General features: G+C 35.2%; 11 protein-coding genes. 5 read left to right on the top strand and 6 right to left on the bottom strand.

What is annotated here, in order from left to right; all coding sequences use genetic code 11:
- The first annotated feature begins 2 nt into the window (after positions 1-2).
- Positions 3-857, top strand: a complete 855-nt coding sequence (locus BN1208_RS03405) for a carbon-nitrogen hydrolase family protein (protein ID WP_046487886.1) — start codon at positions 3-5, stop codon at positions 855-857.
- Between the two features lie 8 nt (positions 858-865).
- Positions 866-2,302 carry a metalloprotease TldD gene (tldD, locus tag BN1208_RS03400; RefSeq protein WP_046487884.1) on the top strand — a complete coding sequence of 479 codons (1,437 nt, stop codon included), beginning with the start codon at positions 866-868 and terminating at the stop codon, positions 2,300-2,302.
- 2 nt (positions 2,303-2,304) lie between these two features.
- Here the strand turns inward: tldD and efp are convergent, their stop codons facing one another.
- From efp to greB, 3 genes are read right to left on the bottom strand one after another with little or no spacing between them, the layout of a single operon-like run.
- Positions 2,305-2,862, bottom strand: coding sequence for an elongation factor P (gene efp / locus BN1208_RS03395; protein WP_046487883.1), 558 nt, complete (start codon positions 2,860-2,862; stop codon positions 2,305-2,307).
- Between the two features lie 55 nt (positions 2,863-2,917).
- Positions 2,918-4,018, bottom strand: a complete 1,101-nt coding sequence (earP, locus tag BN1208_RS03390) for an elongation factor P maturation arginine rhamnosyltransferase EarP (protein ID WP_052734628.1) — start codon at positions 4,016-4,018, stop codon at positions 2,918-2,920.
- Positions 4,011-4,496: a transcription elongation factor GreB gene (gene greB, locus BN1208_RS03385; RefSeq protein ID WP_046487881.1), complete on the bottom strand. Its 486-nt coding sequence runs from the start codon at positions 4,494-4,496 to the stop codon at positions 4,011-4,013. The genes earP and greB overlap by 8 nt, the downstream gene beginning before the upstream one ends.
- 43 nt (positions 4,497-4,539) lie before the next feature.
- On the opposite strand from greB, the gene BN1208_RS03380 reads away from it, so the two are divergent.
- Together BN1208_RS03380 and BN1208_RS03375 are read left to right on the top strand one after the other, a co-directional pair.
- Positions 4,540-7,143 (top strand): PD-(D/E)XK nuclease family protein, encoded by a 2,604-nt coding sequence (locus BN1208_RS03380; RefSeq protein ID WP_046487879.1) that lies wholly within the window; start codon positions 4,540-4,542, stop codon positions 7,141-7,143.
- The gene (locus tag BN1208_RS03375; protein ID WP_046487878.1) at positions 7,140-9,785 is read left to right on the top strand and encodes a UvrD-helicase domain-containing protein; all 2,646 of its coding nucleotides are present in this window, start codon (positions 7,140-7,142) and stop codon (positions 9,783-9,785) included. The genes BN1208_RS03380 and BN1208_RS03375 overlap by 4 nt, the downstream gene beginning before the upstream one ends.
- Before the next feature lie 55 nt (positions 9,786-9,840).
- Here BN1208_RS03375 and mfd read toward each other — a convergent pair whose 3' ends face one another.
- Positions 9,841-13,245 (bottom strand): transcription-repair coupling factor, encoded by a 3,405-nt coding sequence (gene mfd, locus BN1208_RS03370; protein WP_420885852.1) that lies wholly within the window; start codon positions 13,243-13,245, stop codon positions 9,841-9,843.
- 68 nt (positions 13,246-13,313) lie between these two features.
- Between mfd and rpiA the strand changes: the two genes are divergently transcribed.
- On the top strand, positions 13,314-13,988 hold the full coding sequence (gene rpiA, locus BN1208_RS03365) for a ribose 5-phosphate isomerase A (RefSeq protein WP_046487874.1): 675 nt from the start codon (positions 13,314-13,316) through the stop codon (positions 13,986-13,988).
- On the opposite strand, the gene serS is transcribed toward rpiA, so the two are convergent.
- Both serS and BN1208_RS03355 read right to left on the bottom strand, forming a co-directional pair.
- Complete coding sequence (gene serS / locus BN1208_RS03360; RefSeq protein ID WP_046487873.1) at positions 13,985-15,253, bottom strand: serine--tRNA ligase; 1,269 nt, start codon at positions 15,251-15,253, stop codon at positions 13,985-13,987. The genes rpiA and serS overlap by 4 nt on opposite strands.
- A gap of 7 nt (positions 15,254-15,260) precedes the next feature.
- Positions 15,261-16,565 carry a replication-associated recombination protein A gene (locus tag BN1208_RS03355; protein ID WP_046487871.1) on the bottom strand — a complete coding sequence of 435 codons (1,305 nt, stop codon included), beginning with the start codon at positions 16,563-16,565 and terminating at the stop codon, positions 15,261-15,263.
- Between the last annotated feature and the right edge of the window lies 1 nt (position 16,566).

The following is a 16,566-nucleotide window of genomic DNA, read 5'->3' as shown; positions in this document are numbered from 1 at the left end:
TAATGGCCATTAAATCTAAAATAAAAACAACTAAAGCAAGATTAGTAAATAAAGATATCGTAAAGATTGCAGGCATTCAAATGGCTTCTGGGCCAGATATCAATTCAAATCTTAATGAAGCTGAAAATTTAATTACAATTGCTGCCAATCAAGGCGCTAAAATTATTGCCCTACCTGAATATTTCTCTATTATGACTTCTAAGGATTCAGAGAAATTAAAAGCGAGAGAAAAACCTGATCAAGGAATTGTTCAGTCGTTCTTATCAAAGCAAGCCAAGAAGCATAAAGTATGGATTATTGGCGGGTCAATCCCTTTAGTCTCAAAAGATAAAAATAAAATCAGAAATAGCTGTTTAATTTATGATGACAAAGGAAACCTAGTTCATCGCTACGACAAAATTCACCTTTTCGGATTTGATATGGGAGAGGAATATTATCGCGAAGATAAATTAATTGAAGCAGGTTCTGAAATTGTAGTTGTCGATTCGCCATTTGGTAGAATTGGTATTGCTATTTGTTACGACCTACGATTTCCAGAGTTATTCAGAGCTATGAAAGACATTGATCTTCTTGTAATTCCGTCAGCTTTTACAGAGACAACTGGTAAAGCCCACTGGGAAATTCTGATTCGAGCAAGAGCAATTGAGAATCAATGTTATGTATTAGCACCTGCTCAAGGAGGCTACCACTTATCAGGAAGAGAAACACATGGCAATTCAATCATTGTAGACCCTTGGGGCACAATATTAGACAAACTCGCGCGCGGCTCGGGTGTAATCACTGGGTATTTAAACAAAGACTATATTAAGTCTATCCGGAAATCCTTGCCTGCACTTAAACATCGAACTATAAAATAATATTTTCTATGGAACATAAAATTGAATATGCAAAAGATTTACTTCTCGCCCAATCTGGTATTGAAATTCATGATCTAAATAAAATACTCAATGGCATGATGTCTCATGGTGTCGATTATGCAGATCTTTATTTTCAATACACTAAAAATGAATACTGGGGACTTGAAGAAGGTCAAGTTAAATCGGGAAGCTTCTCAATCGATCAGGGTGTAGGTGTCAGAGCTGTTAACAAAGACAAATCTGCTTTTGCTTATTCTGATGATATATCTATTGAAGCCCTTTTATCTTCTTCAAATATTGCTAAAGCCATTGCCTCGAAAAACTTAAATCAAAATCATAAACTAGATCAACCAAAAATAACTTCTAATTTATATAATACTCAAGACCCACTCTCGGCTGTGCCTGCAGAAACAAAAATTAAGATTCTTAAAAAAATAGAAAATTTTGCTAAAAAAATGGATGAGCGAATCACCAAAGTCACAGCATCAATTGCTGGAGAGTATGAAGTGATATTTGTTATTAATAATGAACAAAAAATTGCTGCTGATATTAGACCTTTAGTAAGATTATCTATCAATGTTATTGCAGAATCGAATGGAAAAAGAGAGCAAGGCTCATCAGGTGGTGGTGGACGTTTTGGATTTGAATATTTCTCAGACGACATATTAAAACAATATGCGCAGGAGGCAGTTCATCAAGCCATAACTAACTTAGATGCCAAACCAGCACCGGCTGGGAGCATGACAGTTGTCTTGGGCCCCGGATGGCCTGGCATTCTTCTTCACGAAGCTATTGGTCATGGCCTAGAAGGTGACTTCAATCGAAAAGGTAGCTCAGCATTTAGCAATAAAATTGGCACACAAGTGGCTGCAAAAGATATTACTGTTGTTGATGACGGCACTATCAAAGATCGAAGAGGCTCACTTAATATTGACGATGAAGGTAATGAAACACAAAGAACGGTACTTATTGAAAATGGCATTCTAAAAGGCTACATTCAAGATACATTAAATGCGAGACTCATGAATATGCCAATTACTGGGAATGCAAGAAGAGAGTCATATGCACATCTGCCTATGCCGAGAATGACAAATACTTATATGCTTAATGGTACAAAAACTCCCGAAGAAATCATCAAGTCAGTAAAAAAAGGGATTTATGCGGTTAATTTTGGCGGCGGCCAAGTAGATATCACAAGTGGTAAGTTTGTATTTTCTGCAGCTGAAGCCTGGATGATTGAAGACGGAAAACTACTCTATCCAGTCAAGGGTGCAACTTTGATAGGGAACGGTCCTGAAGTGTTAAAGAAAGTCAGTATGATTGGTAATGATATGTCTTTGGATTCAGGTGTAGGGACCTGCGGTAAAGAAGGTCAGAGTGTTCCGGTAGGTGTAGGCCAACCCACTATGAAAATTGACGGTTTGGTTGTAGGGGGAACTGCTTAAAATTATAAAACGCGATTTTTGTACTCTAAGGTACGCGTATCAATTTCAATCTTGTCACCGGTATTACAGAATAAAGGCACCATTACTTCAAAGCCCGTATTAATTTTAGCCGGCTTCATAACCTTACCTGAAGTGTCCCCTTTTACAGCAGGCTCAGTATAAGTAATTTCACGCGTAACAGAATTTGGAAGCTCTACAGAAATAGCTTTTCCATTATAAAATTTAACCTCACATGGCATGCCGTCTTCTAAGAAATTTAAAGCTTCTGACATATTTTCAGGATCAATTTCATATTGATTGTATTCACCATCCATGAATACATAAGCAGGATCTGAAAAATAAGAATAAGTGACATCCTTTTTATCTAAAACAATCACTTCAAATTTATCACTGGCGTTATAAACGTTTTCGCTCGGCGCTTCAGTCAAAAGATTTTTCATTTTCATCTTAACCACAGCTGAATTTCGACCTGACTTATTATATTCAGCTTTTAAAATGACCATGGGGTCAGTGCCAACCATAATGACGTTACCAGCGCGAAGGTCTTGAGCGATTTTCATAATATTGATCCTTGGGAATGCTTACCAAATAAAAGGGAGAAATTATACTCGAAAATTATGTTTCAGAACAATAATCAACCAAACTCTCAACAAATGAAGGCTCTTTGAAGAAGTAATGACTGCGCTTCAACGCTAAAGACTCTAGAGAAGCGTGATTTTTGAAAAAATCACGCCATAAAGCTTCGTTAAATTTATTATTCGACCAATCGTCATGCGTTTTAATTAAAATCTCTGACAGCTTTTGTTCACAATCCTCACAATAGCGCTTCAAAAAAGCTTTTAGTTTAATTAAATGGAGATTGTTTTCCTGGATATATGGCTGCCAAATAAAAGGTTTACCGGCCCAAAGTGCTCTTATCCAACTATCTTCACCGCGCACAAAATTAAGGTTACATGACCAAAGTAGATCATCAAAATCATCATGGCTTAAGAATGGGTAGGAAATAATATGAAGATGCTGATAATTCTTTTTTATCTTTAAGATGTCTAACAAATATTGAGGTATGAAAAACTGAATAGGCTTCTTCATAGTATCTATAACATCTAAAAAAGCTTCAATTTTCTGTATTGGGTAATAAAAAAGGGATATTGAATAGAGGTCAGGATTACCACCGAATGACTTAATAACTTTATCAAGTCTAGTTTGGACAAAAGCCTCTTTGCGTCCTAATAAATCCCTCTCTCGGATAAGGCCGCCTGTTTGTCTTGTAAAGCCAGGGTAGAAAAAAGTTTTAATAAGACCAGACTCAGGATCTATAGAAGGTTTTAAATGAAAATTATCTACCCAAGGCTCAGCTGACAAATATTCAATCGCAATATATTTAGACTTGTTAGTTTTCATAAGCGCTTTATATAAAGCAGGCAAATCAATATTAAAAAGATTAAATACAAAAGCTGGAGGTGGCGGAAGCGATTTTGAATTGTCACTAAAATCACAATAATAAATGTTAATACCATCGATCATTTGTTTTTTTAAGGAAATATCAAGTGAGGGTATGAGTCTTTGGGTGGTCATAAGGTCATCGACAAGAAGATGTACCTCAATATTAAAATCAACTTTAAGTTGTTTTGCTATGCGCCATGCAACACCAATATCCCCAAAAAAATCAATCACCTTACATATTAAATGACAAACTATAGGGCTTTTGTTACTCATGATATGACACATCAATAATTCGAAAATTTACTAAACCGCCCGGAGTTTCGACTTTTACTTCATCGTCTAAGTTCTTTCCCAAAAGCGCCTTAGCAATAGGTGACACCCAACTAATAAAGCCTTTTTCTGTATCAATCTCATCTTGTCCTACAATGCGAAAATGATGCTCTGAATCATCTGATTCATTAAGAAGAGTGATCCATGCACCGAAAAAAATCTTGTCCTGCTGTTCTTGTGAGGATGGATCAATTACCACGGCCTCATCAATACGCCCAAATAAGAATTTGGCTCTTGCATCTATCTGACGTAAGCGTTTTTTTCCATATATATAATCTCCATTCTCACTGCGATCACCATTACTTGCAGCCCAGGAAACATCTGCTACTACTTTAGGGCGATCAACTTTAACTAAAAAATCAAGTTCATCTTTTAGGCTCTGGTACCCATGTTTAGTAATGTAATTTTTGCGTTCAGCCATATTTTTTAATAATAATTAACGGGGATAAGTTTACAATAGAAGCATGCATTCTGAGCAAAAGCCTATATATCTCTGTCGTAATTCAAAAGAAGCTTTTAAATTAAGCCAACACTTTAACTCAAAAGAAAAAGTGATGGCTTTAAATGATTTTATTAATAATCTTTTTAAAAAACATCCAAACATCAACATGCAATACCGAGTTCTTAATGGTATCGAAGAAAAGTTGTTATGGGAAAGCAGCATTAAACAATACAAAAAATCTTCATTTGATTTATCTAATATTGAAAGCTTAAGTGAGACTGCCAGCCAGGCTAATCGTCTCATAGATCAATTTCTTATTGGCGAAAATACCTTGAAGAGTGAAGAGCACAGCGAAGAGCATGCATTTTTTAACGCCTGGCGTTTAATCTTTAAAAAATATTGCAGTGATAAAAAAATCATCACTTTTAATAGTCTTATAAAAATTGCTATTGAACATATCACGAATAAGGATATATCTATTGACTACCCTATTCATTTTGTAAATTTTGGATTTAGAACACCTATTGAGGAATCATTTATTGGTGCATGTAAAACTCAAATTGACGTGACCTTTTTTGAAGAGCCCAAAATAGAGCCTTATATAGAGTCGCGTATTTTTCTTAATGAAGAGCATGAATGTGTGCAAGTTGTTGAATGGTGCAAAAAGCAAATAGAACTAAATAAAAAAATACTTATTGTTACGCCCCAGCTTGATCAAATCATAGATCGCCTTACAAGCTTACTTGACAAAACATTTCATCCTAAATCGTTTACCCCAAGCCTATCTCAAGAAAAAAGAATTTATCAGTTTTCTTTAAATACACCTCTATTTCATTTATCCATCATTTATTTAAATATAATGCTGATTGAGCTGAGCGCGCGAGGATTTTTCAATATAAAAGAACTTAAAAATATCTTGAGCCATAACGGTTGGTCAGATAACCAAGAGCTATGCCTTCGCTATAGACTTATTAACCAATTAGAGAGAAAACGCAGGGGCAATGTCTCAGTTCACGAACTTATTGAAATCCTGGAGTCGACAGAAGGATTAAATGATTTAATTCCTTCTCTAAAGAAGCATTTAGATCAAATACAAGTCTCACATCATCAATGGAAAAAGAAAAGAACCCCTTCTGCATGGATTAAGACCTTTGATGAGTATTTAAAGAGTATTCAATCTAGCCTTTTAAGTCCAAAAGACCTTTATGAAGAAGGTATTTATGAGGCGTGGAATAAAATTACCGAAACTTTAAGTTCGCTAGACAATCTCCTTGATGAAATATCTATTCAGGATATGTTAGTCACACTTCAGTATTACCTCAAAAAAACTACCCATCATCATCAACACGAGGGTAATTTTAAAATTGATATCTTAGGCTTTCATGAAACGACTTATGAAATTTATGATGCTACGTGGATTATGAATTTGAATGAACATAATTGGCCTGCACCTCATCAATATAATCCATTTATCCCTATCAAAATTCAGCATGATTGCCATATCAATACTCATGAAAAACGTCATTTACATGCTACAAATATTTTAGACAAATTTACCCATACATCAGCCTTGGTAACACTCTCTTACGCCAAAAAAATGGGTGAAGAAGAGATCTTTCCGTCACCTATTCTATACACTTTCATATCTTCGAAACCACATGAAGATATGAATTTTAATTACAAAAAAAATACATTTAATCAAGATGTTATAGAATATATTGAAGATAATACTTCAATTAAAATTACCGTTGAACAGACCGTGAAATCAGGGATTAAACTACTTGAAGCACAGTCCATCTGCCCTGCCTGGGCATTCTATGAATTTAGGCTTGGCGCCAAACAATTAGAAGATGATGATGAAGAAAATTTAACTACCAGGCTTCGCGGAAATCTCTTTCACAAAACCTTGGAAGAATTTTGGATGGAATATAAATCATCATTTCTAGTTAGCGCTTTAAGCAAAAATGAACTCTTAAATAAAATAAAAGATATTGCACATAAGAATATTTCAACTGAAAAGAAAAAGTACCCCAGAATCTTGCCTGAGATTTTTAATATCGAAGAAATGCGCTTAATACATTACCTTGAAAATTGGATTCAATATGAGTTAAAACGAGGTGACTTTGAAGTTAAAGAGACAGAAAAAAATATACCCGTCCATTTAGGCTATCTTAACTTTAATATCAAGATTGACCGTATTGATGAAGTTAATAAGAACACGATTGTTATTGATTATAAATCTGGGGCAACAAAAACTTTAAATGAATGGTTTCTCAATGCTTATGGAGAGCTTCAAATGCCATTCTATGCCCTCTATGCTTCAGATAAACCTATTGATGCCATTACTATTGGCATTATTAATACACCAAAGCCTCAATGGATTGGCATCGGTCGAGATATCGGGCTTCTTAAAGGTATAAAGGATGCTTCCTGCTCTAGCCAATACCAATCTTGGGATGAGTTACTCGGCTTTTGGAAGTGTCGCATTAGTGATGCGGTTAAAAGCTACGAAATGGGTGATGCAACTGTTAGATTTGCACGTGAAAAAGACATGGCTTACTGTCATGTTAAATCTATCCTAAGGCTTCCTGAGCGAACATTACAATATGAGCAAAACAAACAATGAATGACGCCGAATTAAGAGAGAAAGCGCTTCATTTAAGCTCATTTATTGTAGAGGCGCCAGCAGGTTCTGGAAAAACAAGCTTACTTACTGATCGATATTTAAAATTGCTTACGGTTGTTGATACCCCCGAAGAGATTGTAGCGATAACTTTCACAAAGAAAGCAGCCTCAGAAATGAAAGCTAAGATCATCGAGCGAATTAAAGAAAGTCAAAGTCCTTTTGCTCAAACAATTCTAAAGCGCTCGAAAGAAAAAGGCTGGGATATTGAACATAATCTCTCGCGACTTAAAGTTATGACTATTGATAAGTTCTGTCTTAATGTGGTCAGTCAAATTCCTGTATTAAGCAAAATGGGGCAAAAGCCTAATATTACCGATACACCTGAAAAAATCTATGAAGAGTCAGTTAAGCAAACTTTACAGGCTAAAGATAGCATCGAAGATATTAAAGTTGTCTTTACTCATTATGACAATGAGTATGAAAAGATTAATCGCCGTTTAGTGGCGATGATGTCAATTCGAGATCAGTGGAAATACCGATGTCATACGCTTACCCAAAAAGCAACCAAGCAAATTATCGACGAAGGCAATGCTTATCTTGAACATTTGACACAGACCATCTATCAAAAAATTAATGCTGTACTAAATCAAGATCAGCTAAATGATCTTATAGAAATTCTTCACTATTTAGAAAGTGTAAATCTTAGGAAAGATATAAAGCTAGAAAATAAAAGAAGTTTTAATTTTGATACAGAAGAAATCTCTTTATGGCAAACGATTGCAAAAATCTTATTTACAGATAAAAATACTAGGCGAGAAAACATTACAGTCCGAGAAGGATTTAAGAATGATGATGAGGGAGAAGTCTACAAAAATAAATGTCGCAATCTACCAAATATCGACTTTTTATTAGCCATCAAGACAATTCCGGAACCTATTAATGAAACATACGCCTTAAAACTAAAATCTATTTCAAATATTCTGCTGCAGTGCGAAAAGAAACTCCGGCAGCTATTTAGGCAACGAAATACTGTCGATTTTATTGAGATCATAGAGATCGCGAATGAGGCACTTGGTAAAAATGATGCGGCAAGCGATCTTTTATTATCTTTGGATTACAAAATATCCCACTTACTTATAGATGAATTTCAAGATACAAGCAGAAGTCATTTTAATTTCTTAAAGAAAATTGTGGATGGCTGGACACCAGAAGCACAAAAAACTGTTTTCTGTGTAGGCGACCCTATGCAATCTATATATAAATTTAGGGAAGCTGATGTTAGTATTTTTATTGAGGCTAAAAAAAATGGTTTTAACACAATTCCCTTAGAAACCATACGACTTAAAGATAATTACCGGTCTTCTTCTCTTATTGTGAATGAGATAAATCAGATATTTGAAAATATACTACCAAAAGAAGATTCAATTCAAGAAGGAGCTGTATCTTACAAACCTTTTGTATCTGCAAAGAAAGAGTATGACTTTAATATAAGTGAATTCAAATTTCATGCATTAACATTCACTGAAAATATTGATATTGATACCGAAGAAGCAAAGTATGTATGTAATCTTATTGATACATTTCCTAAAAATGAAAAAATTGCCATTCTCACAAGATCAAGAAGTCACCTCTCTGAATTAATTAATTACATTAGAAAATTCAAACCTAACTTCAGATTTAATGCAGTAGAAATTGATGCTTTAGATAAGCATCAATCTATTCAGGATATTCTTTCCTTAAGCTACGCCATGCTTGACTTAAGTGACCGGATTCACTGGCTTGCAATTCTTCGAGCCCCATGGTGTGGGGTTATGCTGAATGACCTAGCCCTACTATTTCAAAATGATCACAACTCAACAGTATGGGAAATTATTCAAGATTCAAATAAAATGAATGAAATTTCCTCTGATGGAAGAAAAAGAATTCAACGACTTATCGATATCCTAAAAAATGCATTTGATAATCAAAGTAAAACTCATATTAGAAGACTTATAGAATCAGTTTGGATGAATTTAGGAGGTGAATTATGCCTTCATAATCCTAACGATATTGTAGACATTAATAAATTTTTTGACATATTGCAAACATCAAGCTCGCCTATATCAATCGATTTTGAACTAGTCGAACATCAAATTACAAAAACTTATTTATCTGACATTCCTTCAGCTGAAGAGCGTATTCAATTTTTTACAATCCATAAAGCTAAAGGTCTCGAATTTGATGTAGTCATTATTCCATCATTGAATTCAACAATACGAGCATCAGACAAAAAAATGATTATGTCTGATACATTCTCTGAGAATAACTCTATATATGACGTCACAGCATTTAGTGAGCCTGATAATAAATCACCTCATTTGTATAATTTAATTCATGGTATAGAAAAAAATAGAGAAGAAAATGAATTAAAAAGGCTTCTTTATGTTGCGATGACAAGAGCAAGAGTAAAGCTTCATCTTGTTGGGTCGGTTACATATAAGGATGAAATAAAGCCTGCTTCAAGTACTTTCTTATCACTGCTTTGGGGTATTTACGGCAATAATTTTTATGAGCAAAAACTCATTGAAAATACTGAGATAGGGACTTTGAATGGCAAAATCGAGGAATTCGTTCCAAAACTCATGCGATTGAAGTTAATTTAATAGTAATCCTGATGAGTCAGCATATAAGAAATCATTCTTCTAATTTTTATAGCTATTAAGATAAGAATATTTTACCCAAGAAATCTTTTATAAATTTTACACGCTCTAGGATATCGGGAAGAGTAACGGAAATTTTAATCTTATCTGGGCCATTCATTCGGCAACGCTTATCTTCACTTAGAAGTTTAATAAGCTTCAGTGGGTCAATTTTACTATCACTTGCAAATGTAATTTGAATTGAAACATCACTAGCATCTATTTTTTTAATATCAAGATGTTGAATAAAAATTCTTAAGTCGTGAAAAGAAATTAGGGACTGTGTTTGTTCTGGCATCACACCAAAACGATCTATCAGCTCTTCTTTCATTTCTACTAACTGCTCATCCTGATTGAGTCCTGACAAGCGCTTATAGAGCACAAGCCTTTCATTGATATCACCACAATAAGCATTAGTAATAATGGCTGGCGTATGAAGATTAATTTCTGTATTTTTTTGAAGCGGGGTATCAAGACTTAGTTTTTTGCCAATTTTCAGCTGCTTAACAGCATAATTAAGCATTTCTACATATAAATTGAATCCAATTTCATACATTTGCCCACTTTGATTGTCACCTAGCAACTCACCTGCTCCTCGAATCTCCAAATCATGAATAGCAAGATAATATCCTGCACCTAAATCCTCAAGAAGCTGAATAGCTTCCAACCGTTTTTGAGCATGATTGCTGATCTTCCTGTCTGGATCAACAAGTAAATATGCGTATGCTTGATGGTGCGATCTACCCACCCGACCTCTTAACTGATGAAGTTGTGCTAGTCCAAACATGTCTGCACGATTCATAATGATTGTATTGGCTGATGGAATATCAATGCCTGTTTCAATAATTGTTGTACACAGTAAAATATTCGCTTTTTGTTGATAAAAATCATGCATAACTCTCTCAAGCTCTCGCTCTCTCATCTGCCCATGAGCAATCTCAATGACTCCTTCAGGTATTAAATTTTCTAATTTTTCTTTCATCGAAGTGATAGTGTCAACATCGTTATGTAAGAAATACACCTGACCGCCTCGATTAAATTCTCTAAGAACTGCTTCACGAATGATGCCTTCTGAATAGTTATTCACGAATGTTTTAATCGATAAACGTTTTTGTGGTGGAGTAGAAATAATAGAAAACTCTCGTAAACCTTCCATAGCCATAGATAGCGTTCGAGGAATTGGAGTCGCTGTAAGTGTTAATACATCCACCTCAGCTCGCATAGATTTAAGTAATTCTTTTTGGCGCACACCAAAACGGTGCTCCTCATCAATAATAATCAGCCCTAAATTTTTAAAATTAATGTCATTTTGAATAAGTCTATGTGTGCCAATGATAATATCAATTTCACCATTAGCTAATTTTACAAGCGACTCAGCTTGTTCTTTTTTAGATTTAAAACGAGAAATTTCTGCAATCTTGATAGGAGAGTCTGAAAAACGATCCATAAAATTATTGTAATGCTGTTCAGCAAGAAGTGTTGTCGGGACTAATATAGCAACTTGTTTTCCATCATTAGCTGCTATAAATGCTGCTCTTAATGCAACTTCTGTCTTTCCAAATCCTACATCACCGCATATAAGACGATCCATCGGCTTTTGAGATTCCATATCAGTAATAACAGCATTAATTGCAGTTAATTGGTCATCGGTCTCCTCAAATGGAAATCCGTCAGTGAATCTCTCATAATCTTGTAAGTTAATTTTGAAGGCGTAGCCTTTTTTAATGGAGCGCTGCGAATAAATGTTCAAGAGGTCAGCAGCAGTATCATGAATTTGTCTTAAGGCTTTTTTCTTCGCCTTATCCCATTGGTCTGAACCAAGCCTATGTAAGGGAGCAGTTTCAGCTGGCCCTCCCGAGTAACGAGAGATAAGGTCTAGATTGGATACAGGTACATATAGTTTATCTTCACCAAAATACTGTAAAAGTAGGAATTCACTCTCTCCTTCACCAAAATCTAAATTAAATAATCCTTTAAATCGACCTACGCCATATTGTTCATGCACAATAGGGTCACCTTCTTTTAATTCTGATAAGTCACGCACCATGGCATCCGTTGAGAAATTCTTATCTCGATGACGCCTTCTTACTTGGCGCACAGTATTTACATAAAGCTCAGATTCTGTAATAACAACATGCTGAGATGAAATATAGCCTTGATGAAGTGGACTAACAGTCAAAACTACTTGATCACTAATATCTGCAGCTGAAGACCAATCATCTGTTGCTTTAAACTTAATACCAGCCAACTTCAGAAGTTCAGAAACTGTTTCTCGACGACCCAAGCTATCCGTTAATATAAAAACTCTTTTAGGATTGTCTGTAATAAAATTATCAAGCTTTGATAAAGGCTGAATATTTTTCCGATCAATAGATATGTCAGGAATTTTTTCATATACTTCCGTACGTTTTAAATCGAACTTCTTATATGAATTAATGGATTTAAAAAATTGATCTGGCTTGATTAAAAGATTTTGAGGTTCTAAAATTGGTCTCTCAGCATCATAAGCAAACAATCGAAAACGTTTTTCAGTTTCATGCCAAAAGTGACTGCAAGCCAAGTCAAGATTACCGTGCTTATAAATAATCGTATTGTCTGAGAAATAACTAAAAATATCACTCATCTCTTCAAAAAATAACGGCATGTACCATTCAATGCCTCCAATAGGGATACCTTTGCTGATGTCTTTGTAAACTGAGGAGCGAGAGGGGTCGCCCTCAAAATGCTCTCGATAATTTTGTCGAAATGAACTAATGGACTTTTCATCCATTGGACATTCACGGGCCGGGAGTAATTTAATTTCATTAACTGGGTAAAGTGTTCTTTGCGTGTCAACATCAAATGTTCGAATTGAATCAATCTCGTCATCAAAGAAATCCAAGCGGTACGGCACAATACTGCCCATAGGAAACAAATCAATGAGACTTCCTCTCACTGAAAATTCTCCTGGGGCCATGACACGAACCACGTTCATATATCCATTTAATGTTAATTGGTTTTTAAAAGCTTCAATATCAACTTTTTGCCCTTTACTAAAATGAAAGCTAAATTGTTGTATATAACTTTTAGGAGGCAATAAGTGAAGTGCTGTGGTCACAGGAATAATAACCACATCAAAACTTTTCTGAGTCACTTGGTAAAGAGTTAGAAGTCGTTCTGAGATTAGATCTGGATGGGGTGAAAAGTGATCGTAAGGAAGAGTCTCCCAATCGGGCAACAAATTAATTTTCAAATCCGGGCTAAACCAAAGCATCTCTTCCATAAGACGCCTTGCTTCGAATGCAGTCTCCGTAAAAATTGCTAAAGACTTTTTACTTTTAACAATTTCATCATGAATATATTTGACGAGAGAAAAGCTATCAGAGCCATCAATTTCAGCTGTCGATAGTGATTCTTTACTTTGATAATTTGCTTCTAATGGCATATATTGCATGTATAAATAATTAGCAATATTATAAGCTTTAAAGCTAATATTCATTAAGAGGGAATATCATGAATGATAAAGAATTAGTCGCGCACCAGGCCTTACAGTATGTTAGCGAAAATATGATTGTTGGCTTAGGCACAGGATCAACCGCTAACTACTTTATTGATGCTTTAGCTAAACGAAACAAAGAAGAAAATCTAAAGATAAGGGCAGTATCGAGCTCTGTTGTGAGCATGATTAAAGCTAAAGAAGCTGGCTTGCCAATTATAGCCATGGAACAAATCAAGGAAATAGATCTTTATATTGATGGGGCAGATGAAATTGCACCTGACCTTACTTTGCTGAAAGGGCGTGGTTATGATCTCGTTCGAGAAAAGCTACTAGCTCGATCTGCTAAAAAATTTATTGTCATTGCGGATGAGTCTAAATTGGTTAAAAAGATTGGGGATAACTTTCCCATACCTTCTGAAGTTCAACCCTTTGCATGGGAGCTTGTTAAAAATATTTTAATAAAGAAAGGTACAGGCGATATTAGAATTAATGCAGCAAAAGATGGGTATGCGATAACCTCTTGTGGTAATTTCGTTCTCGATTTTAATTATCCTGAAAAAAGTACTGAAGAATTAAATGCACTTCTATCCCAAACACCCGGCATTGTAGAGCATGGTATTTTTTATAATATAGCGCATGGCGCCTTAATTAGTAGTAATGGAAAAGTCCGTGAGATATGGAAAAACTAAATCTTTTCAATGCCACCCATATAAGAAACTAATGCTTTAGGTATTGTAATACTGCCATCTTCGTTCTGATAGTTCTCAATAATAGCAACTAATGTTCTCCCAACAGCAAGTCCTGAACCGTTCAATGTGTGAACAAATAAATTTTTTCCATCCTCACTCTTAAACCTTGCTTTTAATCGTCTTGCTTGGAAAGCTTCACAATTTGAAACAGACGAAATTTCACGGTACGTATTCTGTGACGGAAGCCAAACTTCCAAGTCGAAGGTTTTTGCAGCACCAAAACCTATATCGCCTGAGCATAAAGATAATAATCGATATGGAAGCTCTAATGAAGTAAGAATAAATTCAGCATGTGAAACCATTTCATCTAATGCATCATAACTTTTGTCTGGATGAACAATCTGAACCATCTCAACTTTATCAAATTGATGCTGCCTAATCATACCGCGCGTATCTTTTCCATAAGATCCAGCCTCTGATCTAAAACAAGGAGTATGTGCAGTCAATTTAATAGGAAGATCAGACAGTTTTAGGACTTCATCTCGCACAAAATTTGTAAGCGTTACCTCAGAAGTTGGTATTAAATATAATTTACTTTCATTATGTGAAAGGCTAAAAAGATCAGCTTCAAATTTAGGTAGTTGTCCTGTGCCTATTAATGAATCGCTATTAACTAAATAAGGCGTATAGCATTCCTTATATCCATGTTTATCAGTTTGAGTATCAAGCATATATTGGGTAATAGCCCGATGTAATTTTGCAAGCTTACCTTCAATGACTACAAAACGCGCGCCAGAGAGCTTTACACCTAAATCAAAATTTAGACCATGTTGAGCACCTACATCCACATGATCTTTAACCTTAAAAGTAAATTTTCTAGGCTCGCCGACTGTCTTTAAAACTTTATTGTCAGATTCTGACTTACCTATCGGAGTTGATTCATGAGGAATATTAGGGATATCAAGCATGAACTGATTAATCTTTTTTTGTAACTCAGCTAATTCAGATTCGCCTGCTTTTAAATCTTCTGAAATTACATTCACACTCTTCATAAGCAAATCAGTATTCTCATTTTTAGACTTAGAAATACCAATTTCTTTTGATATAGAATTTCGTTTTTCTTGAAGATCTTGTGTCTTTACCTGAAGTTCTTTTCGCACATTTTCTAATGATTGAAAAGTAGCTACATCAAGATCAAAGCCTCTACTTAAAAGTTTATCTTTAGCAATCCCAATATCATTTCGTAGTATTTGAATATCAATCATAAATAACCTATTTCTTTTGCTTATCCTGAGATTTTAAATAATTCATTTTTTCGAGAATTTTACTCTCTAATCCTCGAGTTGTAGGCTTATAAAATTCAATAGGGTCTAAATTATCTGGAAAATATTTCTCTCCTGCCGCGAAGGCTTCAGGTTCATTGTGAGCATAACGATAGTTTTTTCCGTAATCTAATTCTTTCATAAGCTTAGTTGGGGCATTTCGAAGATGAACTGGCACATCACTATTATCCCCTTCCGCTACAAATGCTTTCACTTCATTGAAGGCCATATATGCCGCATTACTTTTCGCTGCAATCGATAGATAAATTACTGCGTTCGAAAGCGCTAACTCACCTTCAGGCGAGCCAAGACGTTCAAAGATTTGGTAGGCTTCGAGTGCTATAGTTTGTCCCTTTGGATCAGCTAAACCTATATCCTCAACGGCAATTCGAACAATTCTTCTTGCCAAATAAAGTGGATCAACCCCTCCGTCTAACATCCGATGAAGCCAATATAAAGCAGCATTCGGATCAGAACCTCTCACAGATTTATGAAGCGCTGAAATTTGGTCGTAAAATTGATCCCCACCCTTGTCAAAACGTCTTACCTTGCTTGTAATTGTTTTCTTTAAAAAGTCTCGATCAATTTTTTTGGCTTTTAAAGAGGTGGCTGTATTAAAGAGTAATTCTAAAAAATTGAGCAGCCTTCTAGCATCGCCATTCACATGGGTAATAATCTCTTGCTTAGCTTCAAGATCTACCTCAATGTCGGGCGCAATATAAATTTTAGCTTTTTCATAAATCAAAAGAAGATCTTCATCTTCTAGCATTTTTAAAACATAAACTTGAGATCGACTTAATAAGGCTGAATTAACCTCAAAAGATGGGTTTTCAGTAGTAGCTCCAATAAAAGTAATCAATCCTGATTCAACGTGTGGCAAAAATGCATCTTGCTGACTTTTATTAAATCGATGGACTTCATCAACAAACAAAATTGTCTTTTTATTATATTGCTGTAAATTAAGCTGGGCTTTTTCTATAGCCTCTCGGATATCTTTAACGCCAGAGAGGACTGCAGATACTGATATGAACTCCGCATCAATAGAATTTGCAATTACACGTGCAATGGTTGTTTTGCCAACACCTGGGGGGCCCCATAAAATCATGGAAGGTAAATTTCCAGATTCAATAGCTACACGCAAGGACTTACCTTCACCTAAAATATGTTTTTGGCCTGCTATTTCTCCGACAAATTTAGGTCTTAAATATTCAGCCAGTGGCAATTGAGACTGATTAGGTTCGAACATTTGATTCATA

Origin of the sequence: Candidatus Methylopumilus planktonicus (genome assembly GCF_000981505.1) — a bacterium.
Taxonomy (GTDB): Bacteria; Pseudomonadota; Gammaproteobacteria; order Burkholderiales; family Methylophilaceae; genus Methylopumilus; species Methylopumilus planktonicus.
Note: the sequence above shows the minus strand (reverse complement) of the source record. Positions and strands in the feature narration are given on the sequence as shown.